Source organism: Cellulosimicrobium sp. 72-3 (genome assembly GCF_013127315.1).
In the GTDB taxonomy this organism is placed as follows: domain Bacteria; phylum Actinomycetota; class Actinomycetes; order Actinomycetales; family Cellulomonadaceae; genus Cellulosimicrobium; species Cellulosimicrobium funkei.
In genome coordinates, this window is record NZ_CP053419.1 from 2,045,672 (window position 1) to 2,068,497 (window position 22,826).

20 protein-coding genes are annotated in these 22,826 nt (G+C 76.0%); all 20 read left to right on the top strand.

Going from position 1 to position 22,826, the window contains the following annotated elements:
• Positions 1-4 precede the first annotated feature (4 nt).
• The 20 genes from pyrR (at position 5) to HKK73_RS09375 (ending at position 22,761) form a co-directional block, all read left to right on the top strand.
• Positions 5-688 carry a bifunctional pyr operon transcriptional regulator/uracil phosphoribosyltransferase PyrR gene (pyrR, locus tag HKK73_RS09280; RefSeq protein WP_085387982.1) on the top strand — a complete coding sequence of 228 codons (684 nt, stop codon included), beginning with the start codon at positions 5-7 and terminating at the stop codon, positions 686-688.
• On the top strand, positions 685-1,776 hold the full coding sequence (locus HKK73_RS09285; RefSeq protein ID WP_061267283.1) for an aspartate carbamoyltransferase catalytic subunit: 1,092 nt from the start codon (positions 685-687) through the stop codon (positions 1,774-1,776). The genes pyrR and HKK73_RS09285 overlap by 4 nt, the downstream gene beginning before the upstream one ends.
• Positions 1,773-3,134, top strand: coding sequence for a dihydroorotase (locus HKK73_RS09290; RefSeq protein WP_051028381.1), 1,362 nt, complete (start codon positions 1,773-1,775; stop codon positions 3,132-3,134). The genes HKK73_RS09285 and HKK73_RS09290 overlap by 4 nt, the downstream gene beginning before the upstream one ends.
• Positions 3,131-3,829: a hypothetical protein gene (locus tag HKK73_RS09295; protein WP_171467851.1), complete on the top strand. Its 699-nt coding sequence runs from the start codon at positions 3,131-3,133 to the stop codon at positions 3,827-3,829. The genes HKK73_RS09290 and HKK73_RS09295 overlap by 4 nt, the downstream gene beginning before the upstream one ends.
• A gap of 44 nt (positions 3,830-3,873) precedes the next feature.
• Complete coding sequence (gene carA / locus HKK73_RS09300; RefSeq protein ID WP_076404893.1) at positions 3,874-5,112, top strand: glutamine-hydrolyzing carbamoyl-phosphate synthase small subunit; 1,239 nt, start codon at positions 3,874-3,876, stop codon at positions 5,110-5,112.
• A 2-nt stretch (positions 5,113-5,114) separates the two neighbouring features.
• Positions 5,115-8,486 carry a carbamoyl-phosphate synthase large subunit gene (gene carB, locus HKK73_RS09305; RefSeq protein WP_034656344.1) on the top strand — a complete coding sequence of 1,124 codons (3,372 nt, stop codon included), beginning with the start codon at positions 5,115-5,117 and terminating at the stop codon, positions 8,484-8,486.
• The gene (gene pyrF / locus HKK73_RS09310) at positions 8,483-9,352 is read left to right on the top strand and encodes an orotidine-5'-phosphate decarboxylase (protein WP_085387981.1); all 870 of its coding nucleotides are present in this window, start codon (positions 8,483-8,485) and stop codon (positions 9,350-9,352) included. Before carB ends, pyrF begins: the two co-directional genes overlap by 4 nt.
• A gap of 89 nt (positions 9,353-9,441) precedes the next feature.
• Complete coding sequence (locus HKK73_RS09315) at positions 9,442-10,317, top strand: tyrosine-protein phosphatase (RefSeq protein WP_034653072.1); 876 nt, start codon at positions 9,442-9,444, stop codon at positions 10,315-10,317.
• Positions 10,318-10,583: 266 nt separating this feature from the next.
• Positions 10,584-10,895, top strand: coding sequence for an integration host factor, actinobacterial type (mihF, locus tag HKK73_RS09320; RefSeq protein WP_021482878.1), 312 nt, complete (start codon positions 10,584-10,586; stop codon positions 10,893-10,895).
• Between the two features lie 103 nt (positions 10,896-10,998).
• A complete protein-coding gene (gmk, locus tag HKK73_RS09325; RefSeq protein ID WP_198163233.1) occupies positions 10,999-11,610 on the top strand; it encodes a guanylate kinase in 612 nt (203 codons plus the stop codon).
• Positions 11,611-11,785: 175 nt separating this feature from the next.
• Positions 11,786-12,064, top strand: coding sequence for a DNA-directed RNA polymerase subunit omega (gene rpoZ / locus HKK73_RS09330; RefSeq protein ID WP_031316460.1), 279 nt, complete (start codon positions 11,786-11,788; stop codon positions 12,062-12,064).
• Between the two features lie 121 nt (positions 12,065-12,185).
• A complete protein-coding gene (locus tag HKK73_RS09335; protein ID WP_051876655.1) occupies positions 12,186-13,499 on the top strand; it encodes a phosphopantothenate--cysteine ligase family flavoprotein in 1,314 nt (437 codons plus the stop codon).
• A gap of 63 nt (positions 13,500-13,562) precedes the next feature.
• The gene (gene metK, locus HKK73_RS09340; RefSeq protein WP_034653075.1) at positions 13,563-14,759 is read left to right on the top strand and encodes a methionine adenosyltransferase; all 1,197 of its coding nucleotides are present in this window, start codon (positions 13,563-13,565) and stop codon (positions 14,757-14,759) included.
• Between the two features lie 145 nt (positions 14,760-14,904).
• Complete coding sequence (locus HKK73_RS09345; protein ID WP_171467852.1) at positions 14,905-17,268, top strand: primosomal protein N'; 2,364 nt, start codon at positions 14,905-14,907, stop codon at positions 17,266-17,268.
• The gene (locus HKK73_RS09350) at positions 17,265-17,999 is read left to right on the top strand and encodes an HAD family phosphatase (RefSeq protein WP_253705869.1); all 735 of its coding nucleotides are present in this window, start codon (positions 17,265-17,267) and stop codon (positions 17,997-17,999) included. Before HKK73_RS09345 ends, HKK73_RS09350 begins: the two co-directional genes overlap by 4 nt.
• A 28-nt stretch (positions 18,000-18,027) precedes the next feature.
• Positions 18,028-18,387: a hypothetical protein gene (locus HKK73_RS09355; protein WP_216608061.1), complete on the top strand. Its 360-nt coding sequence runs from the start codon at positions 18,028-18,030 to the stop codon at positions 18,385-18,387.
• A 99-nt stretch (positions 18,388-18,486) separates the two neighbouring features.
• Entirely contained in the window at positions 18,487-19,440 is a 954-nt protein-coding gene (fmt, locus tag HKK73_RS09360; protein ID WP_171467854.1) for a methionyl-tRNA formyltransferase, read from the top strand.
• Positions 19,437-21,119 carry an RsmB/NOP family class I SAM-dependent RNA methyltransferase gene (locus HKK73_RS09365; protein WP_171467855.1) on the top strand — a complete coding sequence of 561 codons (1,683 nt, stop codon included), beginning with the start codon at positions 19,437-19,439 and terminating at the stop codon, positions 21,117-21,119. The genes fmt and HKK73_RS09365 overlap by 4 nt, the downstream gene beginning before the upstream one ends.
• A 131-nt stretch (positions 21,120-21,250) precedes the next feature.
• Complete coding sequence (locus tag HKK73_RS09370; protein WP_031316417.1) at positions 21,251-21,478, top strand: helix-turn-helix domain-containing protein; 228 nt, start codon at positions 21,251-21,253, stop codon at positions 21,476-21,478.
• Positions 21,475-22,761: a type II toxin-antitoxin system HipA family toxin gene (locus HKK73_RS09375; RefSeq protein ID WP_171467856.1), complete on the top strand. Its 1,287-nt coding sequence runs from the start codon at positions 21,475-21,477 to the stop codon at positions 22,759-22,761. The genes HKK73_RS09370 and HKK73_RS09375 overlap by 4 nt, the downstream gene beginning before the upstream one ends.
• Positions 22,762-22,826 lie beyond the last annotated feature (65 nt).

A 22,826-nucleotide genomic window follows, 5' to 3' on the forward strand; every position in this document is an offset into this window, starting at 1 on the left:
GGACATGAGCTCTGGCGCTGCTGTGCCCACACCATCCGCACCCCGGCCGGGGTCCGACCCCGAGACGGGTCCGACCGCCGGGACCGTCGTCCTCACGGCGGCGGACATCTCCCGCGCGCTGACGCGCATCGCCCACGAGATCGTGGAGCGCAACAAGGGAGCCCACGACCTCGTCCTCCTCGGCATCCCGACGCGCGGCGTCCCGCTCGCGGCCCGGCTCGCCGAGCGTCTCGCCGCGATCGAGGCAGACGGCGCGCCCGACCCGCACGCGATCGTCGGCGAGCTCGACGTGACGATGTACCGCGACGACCTGCACCGTCACCCGACGCGCACGATCGGCGCGACGCGCCTGCCCGCGTCGGGGATCGACGGCAAGGTCGTGGTCCTCGTCGACGACGTCCTGTACTCCGGCCGCACGATCCGGGCCGCGCTCGACGCGATCAGCGACCTCGGCCGCCCGCGCGCGGTGCAGCTCGCGGCGCTCGTCGACCGCGGCCACCGGGAGCTGCCGATCCGCCCCGACTTCGTGGGCAAGAACCTGCCCACGTCGACGTCCGAGCGCGTGAGCGTGCGCCTCGCCGAGATCGACGGCGCTCCCGCGGCGGGCGACGCGTCCGCCGACGCGGTGGTCATCCGGCCCGCTGCTGCGCAGCCGGGCTCCTCCGAGGACGGGGAGGCCCGCGCATGAGGCACCTGCTCTCGACCCAGGACCTCGGGCGTGCCGACGCGATCCGCATCCTCGACACGTCCGCCCAGATGGCCGCGACGCAGTCCCGCGAGATCAAGAAGCTCCCGACGCTGCGCGGTCGCACGGTCGTCAATCTCTTCTACGAGGACTCCACGCGCACGCGCATCTCCTTCGAGACCGCCGCGAAGCGGCTGTCCGCGGACGTCATCAACTTCTCGGCCAAGGGGTCGAGCGTGTCCAAGGGCGAGTCGCTCAAGGACACCGCGCTGACGCTCCAGGCGATGGGTGCGGACGCGGTCGTCGTGCGGCACCAGGCGTCGGGCGCCCCGCACCTGCTCGCGCACGCGGGCTGGCTCGACGCGGCCGTGGTCAACGCGGGCGACGGCATGCACCAGCACCCGACGCAGGCGCTCCTCGACGCGTACACGCTGCGCCGCCACCTCACCGGGACGGGCCTGACGTCGCCGGGCGCGAGCGGTCCCGACGACGCCGCGGCGCGCGGCGCGGGCCTCGACGGGCGCCACGTCGCGATCGTCGGCGACGTGCTGCACTCGCGGGTCGCGCGCTCGAACGTCCACCTGCTGCACACGCTCGGGGCCCGCGTGACGCTCGTCGCGCCGCCCACGCTCCTGCCGGTCGGCGTCCAGACGTGGCCGTGCGAGGTCTCCTACGACCTGGACGCGGCCCTCGCGGGAGACACGGCGCACGGCGGCCCCGACGCCGTGATGATGCTGCGCGTGCAGCGCGAGCGCATGAGCGGCGCCGGCGCGGGGGGCGGGGCCTTCTTCCCGAACCCGCTCGAGTACAGCCGCAAGTACGGGCTCGACGCTCGGCGCCTCGGGCTCCTCGCCGAGCACGCCGTCGTCCTGCACCCCGGCCCCATGAACCGCGGCCTCGAGATCTCCGCGCAGGCGGCGGACTCGCCGCGCGCGGTGATCGTCGAGCAGGTCGCGAACGGCGTCGCCGTGCGCATGGCCGTGCTCTACCTCCTCCTCGCGGGCAGCGACGAGGCCGACGCCGCGGCGTCGGCCGCGCCCCTGCCCTCCGCCCAGCCCGTCCCCGCCGTCGAAAGGGTCTCCGCCTCGTGAGCAGCGCCGCAACCACCACGTACGTCCTGCGCGGCGCGCGCCCGCTGGGCGGCGACCCCGTCGACCTCGTCCTCGCGGACGGCGTGGTCGCCGAGCTCGCCCCGGTCGGCGCCGCGCGCGCCGCGGACGACGACGGCACCGTCGTCGTCGACGCGACGGGCCTCGTCGCCTTGCCCGGGCTGGTCGACCTGCACACCCACCTGCGCGAGCCGGGGCGCGAGGACGCCGAGACGATCGCGTCCGGCACCCGCGCCGCGGCGGCGGGCGGCTTCACGGCCGTGCACGCGATGGCGAACACGACCCCGGTCGCGGACACCGCGGGCGTCGTCGAGCAGGTGTGGCGTCTCGGGCGCGACGCGGGCTGGGTCGACGTGCACCCCGTGGGCGCCGTCTCCGTCGGGCTCGCGGGCGAGCAGCTCGCCGAGCTCGGCGCGATGGCCGACTCCGCGGCCCGCGTGCGGGTGTTCTCGGACGACGGGAAGTGCGTCGACGACCCGATCCTCATGCGCCGCGCCCTCGAGTACGTCAAGGCGTTCGACGGCGTCGTCGCCCAGCACGCGCAGGAGCCTCGCCTCACCGAGGGCGCCCAGATGAACGAGGGCGTCGTGTCGGCGGAGCTCGGCCTGGCGGGCTGGCCCGCGGTCGCCGAGGAGGCGATCATCGCGCGCGACGTGCTCCTCGCGGAGCACGTGGGCTCGCGCCTGCACGTGTGCCACCTCTCGACCGCCGGCTCGGTCGAGATCGTCCGCTGGGCCAAGGGCCGCGGGATCGACGTCACGGCCGAGGTCACGCCGCACCACCTCGTGCTCACGGACGACCTGGCGCGCGGCTACGACCCGACGTTCAAGGTCAACCCGCCGCTGCGCACGGCCGCGGACGTCGAGGCGGTGCGCGAGGGCCTCGCCGACGGCACGATCGACATCGTCGCGACCGACCACGCGCCGCACGCGCGCGAGGACAAGGACTGCGAGTGGGCCGCGGCCGCGTTCGGCATGACGGGCCTCGAGACGGCGCTGAGCGTCGTGCAGCAGACCATGGTCGACACGGGCCGCATGACGTGGGCCGACGTCGCTCGCGTGCTGTCGAGCGCGCCCGCGCGCATCGGCCGCATCGACACGGGGGAGCGCGCCCAGGGCCGCCCGCTCGAGGTCGGCGAGCCTGCCAACGTCACGCTCGTCGACCCGGCCGCGCGGCGCGTGGTCGACGGGGCCGGGCAGGCCACCGCGAGCACCAACACGCCCTTCCAGGGCCGCGAGCTGCCCGGTGCGGTCGTCGCGACGTTCCTGCGGGGCCGGGCCACCGTGCTCGACGGCGCGCCCGTCGAGGCGGTCGCGGCCGGTCGGGGGGTGGGGGCGTGAACCTGCCGCAGCCCGTCGCGGCCGGGATCTGGATCGTGCTCGGCGTCGTCCTGCTGACGCTCGTGCTCGTCGGCCGTCGCCGGCTCGTGCGCCGCTCCGCGGGCTTCGTCCCGACGCCGCCCGCCGTGCCGGCGGAGGCCGCGCGCGGCGGCGTCGTGCTCGGCCCGCTCGACGCGCTGTACGTGTCGAGCACGCTCGCGGGCGACTGGCTCGCGCGCGTCGGCGCCCACGGCCTCGGCGACCGGGCGCAGGCCCAGGTCACCGTGCACGACGCCGGCCTGCACGTCGCGCGCCGCGGCGCCGACGACGTGTGGGTCCCCGCCGCGGCCGTCGAGGACGTGGCGCTCACCCCGGGCATGGCGGGGAAGTTCGTCGGGAAGGAAGCCATCGTCGTGGTGACGTGGTCCGTCCCCGCCGAGCCGGTCCCGGCCGACGCCCTCGAGGCCCCGCCGCACCCCGAGGTGCGGCTCGACACCGGCCTCATGCCGCGCCACGACCACGACGTCCCGCGTCTCCTGGAGGCCGTGCGCGACCTCGCCGGCCGCCCCCGGGACGCGGGCGGCGACGGCACCCGCGAACGACGAACCGGGGCGCCGAGCAGCGCCACCGACGCACCCACCGACCAGGACGGCCCGGCGCCGACGCGCGAGAGCGCGGCACCCGGCACCGACGAGAACGACGAGGAAGCACCTTGACCGCCTCAGCGAACGCAGTGAGCTCACCGACCGCAGTCACCTCGGTGACCGGCGCACCCGCCCCCGACCGGGCCCTGATCGTCCTCGAGGACGGCACCGTGCAGCCCGGCCGCGCGTACGGCGCGCGCGGCACGACCGTCGGCGAGATCGTCTTCAACACCGGCATGACCGGCTACCAGGAGACCCTCACCGACCCCTCCTACCACCGGCAGATCGTCGTCATGACGGCCCCCCACATCGGGAACACGGGCGTCAACGACGAGGACCCGGAGTCCGGCAAGATCTGGGTCGCCGGGTACGTCGTGCGCGACGCGGCCCGTCGCGCGTCGAGCTGGCGCGCGCAGCGCACCCTCGACGAGGAGCTCGCGGCCCAGGGCGTCGTCGGCATCAGCGACGTCGACACGCGCGCCCTCACGCGCCACCTGCGCGAGCTCGGCGTGATGCGCGCGGGCATCTTTTCCGGCGACGCGCTCGTGCGCGACGGCTACCCGCGCACCGTGGAGGACCTCGTGGCCGAGGTGAAGGCGGCGCCCGCGATGGCCGGCGCCGACCTCGCCCGCGAGGTGAGCACCGACACGGCGTACGTCGTCGAGCCCTTCGAGGGCACGACGCCGGACGGCGAGCCCGTCGCTACCGTCGTCGCCGTGGACCTCGGCATCAAGTCGATGACGCCCCAGCGTCTCGCCCAGCGCGGCGTGCGCGTGCACGTGGTGCCCGCGGCCTCGACGATCGCGGACATCGAGGCGTACGCGCCCGACGGCGTCTTCTTCTCCAACGGCCCGGGCGACCCGAGCGCCGCGACCCACGAGGTCGAGCTGCTGCGCGACGTCCTGGACCGCGGCACGCCGTTCTTCGGCATCTGCTTCGGCAACCAGATCCTCGGGCGCGCGCTCGGCTACGGCACGTACAAGCTCGCCTACGGCCACCGCGGCATCAACCAGCCCGTCATGGACCGCCGCACCGGCAAGGTGGAGGTCACGGCGCACAACCACGGGTTCGCGGTCGACGCGCCGCTCGACGGCGAGTCCGTCGCCCCGCACGACGGCGGCCGCTACGGGCGCGTCGTCGTGTCCCACGTCGGGCTCAACGACCAGGTGGTCGAGGGGCTCGAGTGCCTCGACCTGCCCGCCTTCTCCGTCCAGTACCACCCCGAGGCCGCGGCCGGCCCCCACGACGCCGCGTACCTCTTCGACCGCTTCGTCGAGCTCATGACGTCGCGTCGCGCCGCCGGCGCGGCGGGCGCGGGCTCCGACGCCGTCGAGCAGACCACCAAGGAGAGCTGACCGTGCCTCGCAGAACCGACATCTCCAGCGTCCTGGTCATCGGGTCCGGCCCGATCGTCATCGGCCAGGCGTGCGAGTTCGACTACTCCGGCACCCAGGCGTGTCGCGTGCTCCAGGAGGAGGGCCTGCGGGTCGTCCTCGTGAACTCGAACCCGGCGACGATCATGACCGACCCCGAGTTCGCCGACGCGACCTACGTCGAGCCGATCACGACCGAGGTCCTCACGTCGATCATCGCCAAGGAACGCCCCGACGCGCTGCTGCCGACGCTCGGCGGTCAGACGGCGCTCAACGCGGCGATCGCGCTCGACGAGGCGGGCGTCCTCGCCGAGTACGGTGTCGAGCTCATCGGCGCGAACATCGCGGCGATCCAGAAGGGCGAGGACCGTCAGCAGTTCAAGGACGTCGTCGAGACGTGCGGCGGCGAGTCCGCGCGCTCGGTCATCGTCCACACGGTCGACGAGGCGATCGCGGCCGCGGGCGACCTCGGCTACCCGATGGTCGTGCGCCCGTCGTTCACGATGGGCGGCCTCGGCTCGGGCTTCGCGTACGACGAGGACGAGCTGCGCCGCATCGTCGGCCAGGGCCTGCACTACTCCCCGGTGACGGAGGTGCTCCTCGAGGAGTCGATCCTCGGCTGGAAGGAGTACGAGCTCGAGCTCATGCGCGACAAGAACGACAACGTCGTGGTCGTGTGCTCGATCGAGAACGTCGACCCCGTCGGCGTGCACACGGGCGACTCGATCACGGTCGCGCCCGCGCTCACGCTCACCGACCGCGAGTACCAGAAGCTGCGCGACATCGGCATCGCCGTCATCCGCGAGGTCGGCGTCGACACGGGCGGCTGCAACATCCAGTTCGCCGTCGACCCGGACACGGGCCGCGTCATCGTCATCGAGATGAACCCGCGCGTCTCGCGGTCGTCCGCGCTCGCGTCCAAGGCGACCGGGTTCCCCATCGCGAAGATCGCGGCGAAGCTCGCCGTCGGCTACACGCTCGACGAGATCCCCAACGACATCACGCAGGTCACGCCGGCCTCGTTCGAGCCGACGCTCGACTACGTGGTCGTCAAGGTGCCGCGGTTCGCGTTCGAGAAGTTCCCGGCCGCGGACCCGACGCTCACGACGACCATGAAGTCGGTCGGCGAGGCGATGGCGCTCGGGCGCAACTTCACCGAGGCGCTCGGCAAGGCGCTGCGCTCGATCGACAAGGGCGGCTCGGTCTTCCACTGGGACGGCGAGCCCGTCTCCGGCGCGGAGCTCGACGAGCTGCTCGTGCGCATCGCGCGCCCCACGGAGAACCGGATCATCGGCGTCCAGCAGGCGCTGCGCGCCGGGGCGAGCGTGGAGCAGGTGTTCGAGGCCACGAAGATCGACCCGTGGTACCTCGACCAGATCCAGCTGGTCAACGAGGTCGCGGCGGCCGTCGCCGACGCGCCCGCGCTCACGGAGGACGTGCTGCGCGAGGCGAAGAAGCACGGCCTGTCCGACGCGCAGGTCGCGCGCCTGCGCGGCATGGGCCCGGCGGGCGAGGCGACCGTGCGCGAGGTCCGCTACGCGCTCGGCGTCCGGCCCGTCTACAAGACGGTCGACACGTGCGCGGCCGAGTTCGCCGCCCGCACGCCGTACCACTACTCGTCGTACGACCTGGAGACCGAGGTCGCCCCGCGCGAGCGCGAGGCCGTGATCATTCTCGGCTCGGGCCCGAACCGCATCGGCCAGGGCATCGAGTTCGACTACTCGTGCGTGCACGCGGCCCTCACGCTGCGCGAGCGCTACGAGACGGTCATGGTCAACTGCAACCCGGAGACGGTCTCGACCGACTACGACACGTCCGACCGCCTCTACTTCGAGCCGCTGACGTTCGAGGACGTGCTCGAGGTCTACCAGGCGGAGCTCGCCGCGGGACCGGTCAAGGGCATCATCGTCCAGCTCGGCGGTCAGACGCCGCTCGCGCTCGCGCAGCGCCTCGCGGACGCCGGCCTGCCGATCCTCGGCACGAGCCCCGAGGCGATCGACGCCGCGGAGGACCGCGGCGAGTTCGGCCGCGTGCTCGTCGAGGCGGGCCTGCCCGCCCCGGCGTTCGGCACGGCGCGCTCGCTGGACGAGGCGAAGGACGTCGCCGCCGGCATCGGCTACCCGGTGCTCGTGCGCCCGTCCTACGTGCTCGGCGGGCGCGGCATGGAGATCGTGTACTCGGCCGAGCAACTCACGGGCTACGTCGAGCGCGCCCTCGTGGCGGCCGCGGCGGAGGACCGCACGGCCGGGACGCTGCCCGCGCCGCTGCTCATCGACCGGTTCCTCGACGACGCCATGGAGATCGACGTCGACGCGCTCTACGACGGCACCGAGCTCTTCCTCGGCGGCGTGATGGAGCACATCGAGGAGGCGGGCATCCACTCGGGCGACTCGGCGTGCGTCCTGCCGCCCGTGTCGCTCTCGGAGCAGGAGATCGAGCGCATCCGCCGCTCGACCGAGGCCATCGCGAAGGGCGTCGGCGTGCGCGGCCTGCTCAACGTGCAGTACGCGCTCGTCTCCGACGTGCTCTACGTCCTGGAGGCCAACCCCCGCGCGTCGCGCACGGTGCCGTTCGTCTCGAAGGCGACGGGCACGTCGCTCGCGAAGGCCGCGGCGCGCGTCATGGCGGGCGAGTCGATCGCGGAGCTGCGCGCCGCGGGCGTGCTGCCCGCCGAGGGCGACGGCGGCACGCTCCCGCTCGACGCGCCGATCGCGGTCAAGGAGGCGGTCCTGCCGTTCAAGCGCTTCCGCACCGCGGACGGCGTCGTGGTCGACACGGTGCTCGGCCCGGAGATGCGCTCGACGGGCGAGGTCATGGGCTTCGACCGCGACTTCCCGCACGCGTTCGCCAAGTCGCAGGCCGCCGCGTTCGGCGGGCTGCCGACGTCGGGCCGCGTGTTCGTCTCGGTCGCGGACCGCGACAAGCGCTCGATCGTCTTCCCGGTCAAGCGCCTCGCGGAGCTCGGCTTCGAGATCCTCGCGACGGACGGCACGTCGAGCGTGCTGCGCCGCAACGGCATCGCGTCGCGCGTGGTGCGCAAGTTCTCCGCGGGCCGCGGGGCGGACGGCGAGCCGACGATCGTCGACCTCATCACGGCCGGCGAGGTGGACATGGTCATCAACACGCCGTCCGGGCAGGGCGCGCGCGCCGACGGCTACGAGATCCGCGCGGCCACGACGGCGGCCGACAAGCCGATCGCGACGACGGTCGACCAGCTCGCCGCCGCGGTGCAGGGCATCGAGGCGGTCCTCGCGGGGCCGTTCGCGGTCGCGAGCCTCCAAGAGCACATGGCGGGCGAGGGCCTGACCGACGGCGTCGAGCTGCCCGCTCCCGCCGCGGAGCGGGTGGGTGCGTGAGCGCGGGCTTCGGCGCGCGCCTCGCGGCGGCGACGGCGGACCACGGGCCGCTGTGCGTGGGCATCGACCCGCACCCGGGCCTGCTCGCGGACTGGGGCCTGCCCGACGACGCCTCCGGGCTGCGCGAGTTCGGCCTGCGGGTCGTCGAGGCGGTCGGGGGCCGCGTGGCCGCGGTCAAGCCGCAGTCGGCGTTCTTCGAGCGCCACGGGTCGCGCGGCGTCGCGGCGCTCGAGGAGGTCCTCGCGGCGGCCCGTGCCGCCGGGACGCTGACGATCATGGACGCCAAGCGCGGCGACATCGGCTCGACCATGGCCGCGTACGCCGACGCGTACCTGCGCGACGGCTCGCCGCTCGCGGCGGACGCGCTGACCGTGTCGCCGTACCTGGGGTTCGGATCGCTGCAGCCCGCGGTGGACGCGGCGCTGGAGACGGGGCGCGGCCTGTTCGTGCTCTGCCTGACGTCGAACCCCGAGGGCGCCGAGGTGCAGCACGCGCGCCGGGGCGCCGGGGCGGGCGTGGAGTCCGTCGCGGCGCACGTCGCGCGCGAGGCGGCCCAGGTGAACGCCCCGGTCGTCGCCGCGGGCGACGCGCTCGGGCCGGTCGGGCTCGTGGTGGGCGCGACGATCGCGGACGCCGCGGCGCGCACCGGCACGGACCTCGCGGCCGTGCGCGGGCCGCTCCTGGCGCCCGGCGTGGGCGCGCAGGGCGCGGGCGCGGCCGAGCTCGCCGCGGTGTTCGGCGACGCGCGGCGCCAGGTGCTCGCGTCGTCGTCGCGCGGGGTGCTGCGCGCCGGGCCGGACGCGGACGCGCTGCGCGCGGCGGCCCGCGCCGCCACGGACGAGGCGGCGCAGGCCCTGCGCGGCTGAGCCCCGCACCTCCCGGGACCGGGCCGGCACCCTCGCGGGTGCCGGCCCGGTCGCCGTCGTGCCCCGCGGTCGCGTGCCAGACTGCGCCCATGACCTCCCGCGACGAGACGACCGACCCCGCCCCGACCGCTGCCGGCACGCCTCCGGAGCTGCCCCCGCCGGGAGCCGTGCCGGGTGCCCTGGACGTGCCGGGCACGTGGAACGCGCGCGACGTGGGCGGTCGGGCGGTGCCGGCCGGTCACGACGAGCCGCTGCGGACGGGCGTGCTGCTGCGCACGGCGAGCCTGTCCCGGCTCACCCCCGCGGGCCAGGCCGCGCTCGTCGACCTGGACGTGCGGACGGTCGTGGACCTGCGCGGCGGGGACGAGCTCGCGCGCGACGGCGCGGACGCCGTCCCGGGCGGCGTACGCGTGCTGCGCCGGGGCATGGACCCGACGCCGGGCCTGGTCGACGGGGGAGCGGGCGCGGGCGCCTCGGCGGACCCGGCGGCGCTCGTCGCGGGCCTGCTCGCGGCCGACGACCCGGCCGCGGTCGCGCGGCGCCTCATGCACGGCGTGTACGCGACGTTCGTCACGGACCCGGGCATCCGGGAGACGGTCGGCCACGTCCTGGCGGACGTCGCCGCGGCCGACGGCGCGAGCGTCGTGCACTGCTCGGCGGGCAAGGACCGCACGGGCTGGGTCGTGGCCCTCGTGCAGTACGTCGCGGGGGTCTCGGAGGAGGAGCGCATGGCCGAGTACCTCGCGAGCGCGGCGGCGGCCGAGGGGCTCGCCGCGCTCGTGCCCCCGCTACCGGGGCTGTCGCCCGAGGCGCTGGCGCCGGTCCTCACCGTCGAGCCCGCGTACCTGGAGGGCGCGTGGGAGCTCGCGGTGCGCGAGCACGGGAGCATCGACGACTACCTCGTGGCGTGCGGCGTGACGACGGCGGTGCGCGACGCGCTCGTGGCGCGCCTCGTGGCGTCCTGAGCCGCCCCCGATCCGCGTTCCGCCCTCGTTCCGCCGTCGTTCCGGGCCCGCCGCCGGGGCCGTTGCGGAGACCGTCCCGCGTACGGCCGCGGACGACGCGCCATGCCCAGTCGTTGCCCGATCGCCCGAGGCTCGCTACTTTCGAGGGGTCGGCTCCGTGCGTCGGCGCAGGTCGCCCGGGTGATCCACCCGGTCGGGGCTCCACCTGCGGGCACGCCGGGACGACTGAGTGGGCCCATCCGCCTGACGACGAGTAGGTGACTTGCGTGGCACTTCCACCCCTGACCCCAGAACAGCGCGCGGCGGCGCTCGAGAAGGCCGCGGAGGCACGACGCGTGCGCGCCGAGGTGAAGAACCGGCTCAAGTACTCCCAGGGCTCCCTGAAGGAGGTCATCGAGCGCGGCCAGACGGACGACATGATCGGCAAGCTCAAGGTCGTCTCGTTGCTGGAGTCCCTGCCCGGCGTGGGTAAGGTGAAGGCTCGGGCGATCATGGAGGAGATCGGGATCGCCGAGACACGTCGTGTCCGCGGCCTCGGCCCCCACCAGTCCGCGGCCCTCATCGAGAGGTTTGGCTGACATTTCCGCGCACCCGTCCGAGCCGACGCCGTCCGTCCCCGCCGGGGAGACCACGGGGCCGGCGTCGCCGCCCGTCGTCCCCGGCCCCGCCCGCCTGACCGTCCTGGCCGGCCCGACCGCCGTCGGGAAGGGCACGGTGTCGGCCGACATCCGGGCCCGCTACCCGGAGGTGTGGTTGTCCGTGTCGGCGACGACGCGCGACCCGCGGCCGGGCGAGGTGGACGGCGTGCACTACCTGTTCGTCGGCCCGGACGAGTTCGCGCGCATGGTCGCGGACCGTGAGCTGCTGGAGTGGGCCGTCGTGCACGGGCGCAACAGCTACGGCACGCCCCGGCGCGCGGTCGAGGAGAAGCTCGCCGCGGGCGTGCCGGCGCTCCTGGAGATCGACCTCCAGGGTGCGCGCCAGGTCCGCGCGTCGATGCCCGAGGCCCGGTTCGTGTTCCTGGCGCCGCCGAGCTGGGACGAGCTCGTGCGTCGCCTGGTCGGCCGCGGCACGGAGGACGCGGAGGAGCGGGAGCGCCGTCTGACGACGGCCCGGGTCGAGCTCGCGGCGGAGTCGGAGTTCGACCACGTCATCGTCAACGACGAGGTGCACCGCGCGACGGACGAGCTGGTGCGCGTCATGGGGCTCGAGCCCCGTCCCGTCCCGGCGGAGGGCTCGTCCCCGGCGTCGTCCCCCGTGCCGTCCGGGCACGGCGAGGGGCACAGCGAGTAGACTGTCCTGCGGTGCCCGTGCGCGGGCGTTCCCCCGTGGGCCCGAGGCCCGGTCGGCGGCCCGTCCTGCGACGTGGTGCCGCGGCCGCCCGGTCCCGGACGGGGGCGCCGTGCGCGCCGCCGCTATCGACCAGCTGCAGCGCCCGCTGCAGACCCTTGAACCCACGGAGCGAACTGTGTCCGGAACCGTCGCCGCCCCCGAGGGCATCACCGACCCGCCCATCGACGATCTGCTCGAGCACGTCGACTCGAAGTACGCGCTGGTCATCTACTCGGCCAAGCGCGCGCGCCAGATCAACGCGTACTACTCGCAGCTCAGCGAGGGCCTCCTGGAGAACGTCGGGCCGCTGCTCGAGACGCGCAACCAGGAGAAGCCGCTCTCGATCGCGATGCGCGAGATCAACGCGGGCCTGCTGACGATCGAGGCCGAGCCCGACGAGGCCCCCGAGGCCTGAGCCCGCACGCCGCGCACCTCCACCGGAGGGCGCGGCGTTCGTGCGTCCGCGCCCGGGTGCGCGGGCCCCTTCCCCGCCGCGGTCGGCGGCGGGTCTGAGCCGGACCTCCAGGAGGAACGACATGCGGATCGTGCTCGGTGTGAGCGGCGGGGTCGCGGCGTACAAGGCCGTGCTGCTGCTGCGGCTGCTGCGGGAGCAGGGCCATCGGGTGCGGGTGGTGCCGACGGCGTCGGCCCTGCGCTTCGTGGGCGCGCCCACGTGGGAGGCGCTGTCGGGCGAGCCGGCCACGGACCAGGTGTTCGAGGACGTCGAGCACGTGCCGCACGTCGCGCTGGGCCAGGGTGCCGACCTCGTGGTCGTGGCGCCTGCCACGGCGGACCTGCTGGCGCGCGCGGCGGCCGGGCGCGCGGACGACCTGCTGACCTCGACGCTGCTCACCGCGCGCTGCCCGGTGGTCATGGCGCCCGCGATGCACACGGAGATGTGGGAGCACCCGGCGACGGCCGCGAACGTGGCGACGCTGCGGGCGCGGGGCGTGCACGTGATCGATCCGGCGTCCGGCCGCCTCACGGGGGCGGACACCGGGCCGGGGCGCCTGCCCGAGCCGGACGAGATCGCGCGCGTCGCGCTCGCCGTCGTGGAGGACGCGTCCCGCGCGACCGCCGCCGACGCGGGCGCGGAGCCGGGCCACGGGCCGGACCACGGGCTCGCGCAGGATCTCGCGGGCCGGCGCGTCGTGGTGTCGGCGGGCGGGACGCGCGAGCCGATCGACCCGGTGCGGTTCATCGGCAACCGGTCGAGCGGGCGCCAGGGCGTCGAGCTCGCGCGGGCCGCGGCGGCGCGCGGCGCGCACGTCACGCTCGTGGCCGCGAACCTGTCCCCGGACGTGGCCGCGCTCGTGCGCGCGCCCGGGGGCGTGCCCGACGCCGTGGTGGAGGTCGAGACGACGGCGCAGCTGCGCGACGCGGTGCGGTCGGCGGCGGCCGGGGCGGACGTCGTCGTCATGGCGGCGGCCGTCGCGGACTTCCGCCCGGCCCACGCGCCCGACGCGAAGATCAAGAAGGTGCCGGGCCAGGGGCCCGAGCCGATCGCGCTCGTGGAGAACCCGGACGTGCTCGCCGAGCTCGCCCGCGACCGGCTGCGCCCCGGCCAGGTGGTGGTCGGCTTCGCGGCGGAGACCGGTGACGCGCACGGGTCCGTGCTCGACCACGGCCGGGCCAAGGCGCGGCGCAAGGGCGCGGACCTGCTCGTGGTCAACGCCGTGGGCGAGGGGCGCGGGTTCGCGGTCGACGCGAACGACGTGACCGTGGTCGACGGCGCGGGGGACGTCGTCGCGACGGCGAGCGGGTCGAAGGGCGAGGTCGCGGACGCGGTGTGGGACGTCGTCGTGCCGCGCGTGGCGCCGTCGGTCGAGCGGGCCGGGGCGGGCGAGTGACCCGCGTCTCGTCTCGCCTGCCGGATACGCTCGCCCACCTTTCGGGACAGTAGGCTGTGCGCCATGGCTGAGCTGCGTCTCTTCACGTCCGAGTCCGTCACCGAGGGGCACCCGGACAAGGTCTGCGACCAGATCTCCGACGCGATCCTCGACGCGCTCCTCGCGCAGGACCCGACGTCCCGCGTGGCGGTGGAGACGATGGTCACGACGGGCCTGGTGCACGTCGCCGGCGAGGTGACGACCGACGCGTACGTCGAGATCCCGCAGATCGTGCGCGACGTCGTGCGCCGGATCGGGTACACGTCGTCGGTGATCGGCTTCGACGCGGACTCGTGCGGCATCTCGGTGTCGATCGGCCAGCAGTCGCCGGACATCGCGCAGGGCGTCGACAAGAGCCTCGAGGAGCGCGACGACCAGGGCGACCACGACCCCCTCGACGCGCAGGGCGCGGGCGACCAGGGCCTGATGTTCGGGTACGCGAGCGACGACACGCCGAGCCTCATGCCCCTGCCGGTGTGGCTCGCGCACCGTCTCGCCGAGCGCCTGGCGGCGGTGCGCCGGGACGGCACGGTGCCGGGACTGCGCCCGGACGGCAAGACGCAGGTCACCGTCGGGTACGACGGCGACCGCGCGGTCAGCCTCGACACGGTGGTGCTCTCGACGCAGCACGACCCGGACGTCCGTCAGGACGAGCTGCACCGGCAGGTCGCGGCGCAGGTCGTGGCCCCCGTGCTGGACGCCGCGGGCCTCGACCTCGACGTGCGCGCGACGCGCCTGTTCGTCAACCCCACCGGCACGTTCGTCGTGGGCGGCCCGCAGGGTGACGCGGGCCTCACGGGCCGCAAGATCATCGTCGACACGTACGGCGGCATGGCCCGCCACGGCGGGGGCGCGTTCTCCGGCAAGGACCCGTCGAAGGTGGACCGCTCGGCCGCGTACGCGACGCGCTGGGTCGCGAAGAACGTCGTCGCGGCGGGTCTGGCGCGGCGCTGCGAGGTGCAGGTCGCGTACGCGATCGGCAAGGCGCACCCCGTCGGCCTGTACGTGGAGACGTTCGGCACGGAGAAGGTCCCGGTCGAGCGCATCACGGCCGCGATCCGCGAGGTGTTCGACCTGCGCCCGGCGGCGATCATCCGCGACCTGGACCTGCTGCGTCCCATCTACGCCCCGACGGCGGCCTACGGGCACTTCGGGCGCGAGCTCGAGCAGTTCACGTGGGAGCGCACGGACCGCGTCGCGGACCTGCAGTCCCAGGTGTGAGGAGCGTCGTCGCGCCGGTCGCGGGCGACGGCCTCGTACCCGGGCGGCCCGGCACCGCGGGTGCCGGGCGCACTGCCCGGTGCATCGTCGTGAGCGAGGTCGTGAGCGCGCCGGTCGTGACGGCGGCGCGTGGTTCGATGGCGTCGTGAGCGAGCCGGAGGACACGTCGCGGGCGGTGCAGGACACCCTGCTCACCGTCGCGCCCGCCGCGCCCCGCCGGGGGCCCGCGCCGCCGGCGTCGCACCAGATCGCCGCGCACCTGCCGGTGGCGCGCCTCGCGCTCGACCTCGCGCCCCCGCACCTGGACCGCCCCTTCGACTACCTCGTGCCCGCCACGATGTCCGACGACGCGCGCCCGGGGGTGCGGGTCAAGGTGCGGTTCGCGGGCCGGGACGTCGACGGGTACGTGCTGGAGCGCGTCGACCGCTCGGACCACGACGGGCGCCTGCTGCCGCTGCGGCGCGTCGTGTCGGCCGAGCCCGTGCTCGCACCCGCCGTCGCCCGGCTCGCGCGCACGGTCGCCGACCACTACGCGGGCACGCTCTCGGACGTGCTGCGCCTCGCCGTGCCGCCGCGGCACGCGCGCGCCGAGCAGTCCTTCGCGGCACGGTCCGCCCCCGGCGCGGTGCCCGCGCCGGGATCGTCCCCGGCCGGGGACGCCCCGGTCGCCTCGAGCGAGGGCGCCGTCGCCGCCGAGGCGGCTCCTGCGGGTCCTCCCGTCGACGAGCCCGTTCCCGCGCCTGCCGAGCCCGTTCCCGGGTCGCTGCCCGCCCCGGCGCGGGCGCCGCACCAGGAGTCCGTGTGGGCCCCGTACCGGGCCGGCGCCGCGTTCCTCGCGCACGTCGCGGGCGGCGGGGCGCCCCGGGCCGTGTGGACCGCGCTCCCCGGGCTCGCGCCCCCGGCGCCCGAGGCGGCGTCCGAGGGTCGGCGCGGCGCGGGCCGCTCGCGCAAGGAGCCCGACGCGCTGCCCGTCACGCACTGGGCGGCGGCGGTCGCCGAGGCGGTGCGCGCGGTCCGGTCGGGCGGGCGGGGCGCGCTCGTCGTCGTGCCGGACGCGCGCGACGTCGACCAGGTGTGCGCCGCGCTCGCGGCCGCCGGGCTGCCCGCGTGGGACGCGGCGACCGGGGGCGAGGTGGTGCGACTGACGGCCGACGAAGGGCCCGCGCCGCGCTACCGCGCGTTCCTCGCCGTCCTGCACGGTGACGCGCGCGTCGTCGTGGGGACCCGTGCGGCGGCGTTCGCACCCGTGGTCGACCTCGGGCTGGTGGTCTGCTGGAACGACGGCGAGGACACCCTCGCGGAGCCGCGCGCCCCGTACCCGCACGCGCGCGAGGTGCTCGCGCTGCGCAGCGACCAGGAGGGCGCGGCGTTCCTGCTGGGGTCGCACGGGCGCACGGTCGCGGCGCACGCGCTCGTCGTGCGGGGCTGGGCGCACGAGCTCGCGGCGCCGCGCGACGTCGTGCGGGCCCGGGCGCCGCGCGTGCGGGCGCTGACCTCGGTCGAGCTGGCGGCGGAGGGACCGGGCGCCGCGGCGCGCATCCCGACGGCCGCGTGGCGCGCGGCGCGTGCGGCGCTGGAGCAGGGGCCGGTGCTGGTGCAGGTGCCGCGGTCGGGGTACGTGCCCGTGGTGGCGTGCGCCCGGTGCCGCACGCCCGCGCGCTGCACGGTGTGCCACGGGCCGCTCGCGCTGTCCGGCCCGCAGGCGACGCCGCAGTGCGCGTGGTGCGGGGCGCTCGCGGGCGGGTGGTCGTGCGCGGAGTGCCACTGGACGGGGCTGCGGTCGGTGCGCGTGGGCTCCCAGCGCACCGCGGAGGAGCTGGGCCGTGCGTTCGCGGGGGTCCCGGTGCAGGTGTCGGGTGCCGCGGCGGCGGGCGGGGTGCTGGGGGCGGTGTCCGCGCGCCCCGCGCTCGTGGTCGCGACGCCGGGCGCCGAGCCGGTCGCCGAGGGCGGGTACGCGGCGGCGCTGCTGCTGGACGCGGCGGTGAGCACGGCGCACGTCGGGCTGGACGTCGCGCAGGACGCGCTCGCGCGCTGGCTCGCCGCGGCGGCGCTCGTGCGGCCCGCGACGGAGGGCGGGCAGGTGCTGCTCGTGGGCGACGCCGCGCCCGCGCCGACGAACGCGCTCGTGCGCTGGGACCCGGCGCTCCTTGCGGACCGCGAGCTGGACGAGCGGGTGGAGCTGTCGCTGCCGCCGGCGGTCCGGGTCGCGGCGGTGACGGGCGACCGTCCCGCGGTCGCGGCGGTGCTGGGCCGGGTGGCGCTCGCGGGCCCGGAGACGGTGCTGGGTCCGGTGGAGGTGGCGGCGTCGCCGCGCGGGCGTGGTGCCGACGGGGCGGACGGCGCGGCGCCCGGGCTGGTGGACGCCCCGCCCGTGCGGGCGGTGGTGCGCGTCCCGGTGCGCGACGGCCGCCGGCTGGCGCGCGAGCTCGGCGCGTCCGTCGCGGTCCGGTCCGCGCGCCGCGAGCCGGGTAGCGTGCGGGTGGAGCTCGACCCGAAGGAGATCCTGTGACGCACCGCCCTGTGACGCACCACCCCGTGCCCGCCGCCCCGACCGTCGCCCCCGTCACCGAGGCGTCCGCCGACGCGACCCCCGACCGGGATCCGGCACCCGCCGCCCGCGAGATCGACGCCGTGCTGTACGACTTCGGCAACGTCCTGGTGGGCTGGGACCCGTACGGCGCGTACGACGGCGTCGACCGGCGGGACGTGGACGCGTTCTTCGCCGACGTGGACTTCCGCGTGCTCAACCACGAGCGGGACGCGGGTGCGACGTGGCAGGACGCGCGCGACCGCGTGGCGGCGACCCACCCGCACCACGTCGCCCTCCTCGACCGGTACGTCGAGCGGTTCCCCGCGACGCTCACCGGCCCGGTCGAGGGCTCCGAGGTGCTCGTGCGCGAGCTGCGCGACCTGGGCCTGCGGCTGTACGGGCTGACGAACTGGTCCGCGGAGCTCTTTGCGCACGCCGCGCCGGCCGCTCCCGCCACGGCCCTCATGGAGGACGTGCTGGTCTCCGGGCGCGAGGGGCTGGCCAAGCCCGACCCGGCGATCTTCGCGCTCGCGGTCGAGCGGTTCGGTCTCGACCCGGCCCGGACGCTGTTCACCGACGACAGTCCCGCCAACGTCGACGCCGCGGCGCGTCTCGGGCTGCGCACCCACCTGTTCGAGGGCACGGCGGGGCTGCGCGCGGCGCTGCGCGACCTGGGCGTGCCGGTCGGCCCCGAGCGCGCCGGGTCGTGACGGGCGCCGGGTCGTGACGGGTGCCGGGGTGCCGCGCGCGCTCACGGCCCTCGAGCGCGACGTGCTCGTCTGGATGCTCCGCCACGGGTGCCGCGGTGAGGCGGTCGCGCCGGACCGGGACGCGGCCGACCGTCGGCGCTGGCTCGCCCAGGTCGAGGCGGTGCGCGTGCACGGCGCGTGCGCGTGCGGGTCCTGCCCGACGATCGACCTGGGCGACGACGACGGTCCCGTCCCCGCGCAGGGCCCGCGCGTCGTGCTGGAGGCGGGCACGGACCGCTTCCTCCTGCTGCTGTTCGTCGACGACGACCGGCTGAGCTGCCTCGAGCTCGCCCCGGTGGACGACGAGGCGTTCCCCACGTTCCCGCCGGTCGCCACGCTGGCGACCTGACCCCGGGCCCGACCGCGCGCCTGTGCGTGCCGGCGCATGACCCGTGCACCGGGCCGCTCCCGGGTCTGCCGCCCTGCCCGGCCACCTAGAATCGGGCCCATGCGCCTGCTGTTCGCGGGGACCCCGGATACCGCGGTCCCGTCCCTCGACGCCCTCCTCGACTCCCGCCACGAGGTGGTCGCCGTGCTCACGCGCGCCGACGCGCCGTCGGGCCGCGGACGGCGCCTGACCCCCAGCCCCGTCCGCGTGCGTGCCGAGGAGGCCGGGATCCCGGTCCTCACCGACCGGCCCCGCGGCGAGGACTTCCTCGCGCGCCTCGCCGCGCTCGACGTCGACGCGGCACCCGTCGTCGCGTACGGGGAGATCCTGCGCCCCGACGTGCTCGCCGTGCCCCGGCACGGGTGGGTCAACCTGCACTTCTCCGTCCTGCCCGCCTGGCGCGGCGCGGCGCCCGTGCAGCGCGCGATCATCGCGGGCGACGAGGTGACCGGGGCGACGACGTTCCTCATCGAGGAAGGGCTGGACTCCGGCCCCACGCTCGGCACCACGACCGAGACCATCCGCCCCCGGGACACCGCGGGCGACCTCCTGGGCCGCCTCGCCGTCTCCGGTGCCGGCCTCCTCGTCGCCACCCTCGACGCCCTCGAGGACGGCACCCTGCGCCCGCAGCCCCAGCCCGCCGACGGCGTCTCGCACGCCGCCAAGCTCACGACCGCCGACGCGGAGGTCCGCTGGGACCACCCGGCGCTCGCGGTCGACCGTCTCGTGCGCGGCTGCACCCCGGCACCCGGGGCGTGGACGACCCTGCCCGGCGCCGACGGCACGCCCGCGCGCCTGGGGCTCGGCCCGGTCACCCTGCGGCCCGACGTCGTCGACCTCGCCCCCGGGCGCGTGCGCGCCGGGAAGAAGGAGGTGCTCGTCGGGACCGCGACCCACGCCGTCCAGCTGGGGGAGGTGGCGCCCGTGGGCAAGAAGCACATGGCCGCCGCGGACTGGGCGCGCGGTGCCCGGCTCGACGACGCCGCGGTCCTCGGTGCGGAGGCCGCCCGATGAGCGCCGAGCGCCGCGACCGCGGCGGTTCGAACGCGCGTTCGAACAAGAACGGGCGACCGCAGGGCCAGGAGAGCGCCGCGTCGAACAAGCGTTCGAGCGGTGTCGGCCAGGGTAGGGGCAACAACTCGAACGCACGTTCGAATCCTGGAGCGGCGCCGGCCGGCGGGGGAGACGAGCGCCGCGACGCCCGGGGGCGCCAGCGCGGCGCCGCCCGCTCTCGCGGAGAGGTGCACCGCGGCTCCGCGGCACCCTCCCAGCGCCGCAAGGGCACCGACCCCGCACGGGCCGTCGCGTACGACGTCCTGCGCCAGGTCGACGGCTCCGACGCCTACGCCAACCTCGTCCTGCCGCCCCTGCTGCGCGAGCGCGGCATCCGCGGGCGCGACGCCGGCTTCGCGACCGAGCTCGCCTACGGCACGCTGCGCCTGCGCGGCCGCTACGACGCGATCCTCGCGCACTGCCTCGACCGTCCCCTCGACCGCCTCGATCCGCCCGTCCTCGACGTCCTGCGCCTCGGCACCCACCAGCTCCTCGCCATGCGCGTCCCGCAGCACGCCGCCGTCTCCGAGACCGTCGGCCTCGCCCGTGAACGCACCGGCGCCGGCAGCGCCCAGCTCGTCAACGCCGTCCTGCGCCGCGTCGCGCGCACCCCCCTCGACGACTGGCTCACGACCCTCGCCGACGACGCCCCCGACCCCCTCGCGGCGCTCGCGGCCACCCAGAGCCACCCCGTGTGGATCGCCCGCGCCCTGCGCGACGCCCTCGCCGGCAACGGACGCCCCGTGGACGAGCTCGACGCCCTCCTCGCCGCCGACAACGACGCCCCCCGCGTCACGCTCGTCGCGCGTCCCGGCCTCGCCGACCCCCACGAGCTCGCCGACGGCGACGGCCGCGTCACCCCCGCCCGCTGGGCGCCCACCGCGCTCACCCTCGACGGCGGCGACCCCGCCGCGTTCGGCGCCGTGCGCGACGGCCGCGCCGGCGTCCAGGACGAGGGCAGCCAGCTCGTCGCCCTCGCGCTCGCCGCCGCACCGCTCACCGGACCGCAGCCCGGCTCCACCGGCGACGACGCGCGCTGGCTCGACCTGTGCGCCGGCCCCGGCGGCAAGGCCGCGCTCCTCGCGGCGCTCGCGGCCGAGCGAGGGGCGCGCCTCGTCGCCAACGAGGTCCAGCCGCACCGCGCACGCCTCGTGGAGAAGGCGCTCGCCGCCGTGCCCGCGGACGCCGTGGAGGCCGTGCGCACGGGTGACGGGCGCGCCGCCGGGCAGGACGAGCCGGGCGCGTACGACCGCGTGCTCCTCGACGCCCCCTGCACGGGCCTCGGGGCCCTGCGCCGCCGGCCCGAGTCCCGGTGGCGCCGCACCCCGGCGGACCTCGCGACCCTCACCGGGCTCCAGCGCGAGCTCCTCGACTCCGCGCTCGACGCCGTCCGGCCCGGGGGAGTGGTCGGGTACGTCACCTGCTCGCCCCACCTCGCCGAGACCCAGGTCGTCGTCGCCGACGTGCTGCGCCGCCGCGACGACGTCGAGGTCCTCGACGCCCCGGCCGTCGTGCGCGACGTCGTGCGCCCCGAGGTGCGCGACACCGTCGAGCTCGGCGACCGTCAGGACGTCCAGCTCTGGCCGCACGTCCACGGCACCGACGCCATGCACCTCACGCTCCTGCGCCGCACGGTGTGAGCGCCGCGCCACGCGTCGCGATGTCGTCATATCTCGACAACGCTGGAGTGTCAGAGTAACCTGACAACGTCTCGTGTCAGGGAATCCCGACACGGCAGCACGTCAGCGCACCCCACGGCAGGAGAGCCAGCATGGCCGACACCTGGACCACCCCCCGCAGCCCCCGCGACCTCGGCGCCTACCTCAGCCGCGTCCGCCGGACCCGCGGACTCACCCAGGCCCAGGTCGCCGACGAGCTCGGCATCACCCGCCAGTACCTCTCCGAGCTCGAGAACGGCGTCGAGAACCTCTGGGTCCAACGCCTCTTCGAGCTCCTCGACACCCTCGACGTCGACCTCCGACTCCAGGAACGCCGATGACCACCCTCACCGCCTGGCTCTACGGCACCCCCGTCGCCACCCTCGCACCCACCGGCCTGCGCACCACCGACGGCACACCCCGCGTCACCCTCACCTGGACCACCGACGCCCTCGACCGCTGGGGGCACGACGCCCGCGTCCTGTCCCACCTGCTCCCCATCACCCCACCCGACGAACCCCCGCCCCACCCCGCGCGCGTCGCCGCCTGGCTCGACGGACTCCTCCCCGAGGGCCGCACCCGCGACGCCATGGCCATCGACGCCGGCATCGATCCCGACGACGCCCTCGCCTTCCTCGTCCACTACGGCCACGACACCGCCGGCGCCGTCCTCCTCGCACCCGAAGGACGACCCCTCCCCACCCCCGGCACCCCCGAACGCCTCGACGACGCCGCCGTCGCACGACTCCTGCGCGCCGCCGTCGCACGCAGCGGGGGAGAAGGCCGCAGCGACCACCTCACCAGCTCCCTGCCCGGCATGGAACCCAAGATCACCCTCCTCCACGACGAGCACGGCTGGGCCCGACCCCACGGCACCGCACCGACCACCCACATCCTCAAGGTCGCCCGCCCCTCCGACTCACCCACCGCCGACCTCGTCAACACCGAGGCCGCCGCCCTCGACCTCGCCCGCCGCATCGGCCTGACCACCGTCGACGCCCACGTCACCGAGTTCGACGGCGAACGCGCCATCGTCGTCACCCGCTACGACCGCGTCCCCGACCCCACCGACCCCACCGGCACCGCACGCCTCCACCAGGAGGACGCCGCCCAGGCCCTCGGCATCAACACCCGCGACCCCGAACGCAAGTTCCAGCACGGCCGCCGCTTCCCCTCCCTCGCCGCCATCGCCCGCACCCTGCGCGACGACGGCACCCGCCCCGACCCCCTCCTCGCCCTCACCACCCTCAACCTCGCTCTCGGCAACACCGACGCCCACGCCAAGAACATCTCCGTCCTGCGCCACGCCGACGGCACCGTCCGCCTCGCCCCCGCCTACGACATCGCCATGCACCTCCACCACGACCACGCCTCCCGCGTCTTCGCCATGGACGTCGCCGGCGAACGCGACATGGACCGCCTCACCGCCGACCACCTCGTCACCGAGGGCACCACCTGGGGACTGCCCCGCCGCCGCGCCCAGCGCGCCGTCGCCCAGACCCTCGACGGACTCCTCGCGGCGCTCGCGGACATCGACCGCGACGCCCACCCCGGCGTGAGCCGTCACGCCTGGCGCACGGTCGAGCGCCGCACCACCGACCTCCGCCGACCCCTGGTCGTCTAACGGCCCCCCTTCTCCCGCCGAGCAGGTGGTCGTGGCGGGTCCGGGTGCCCCCACCCACCAGGACC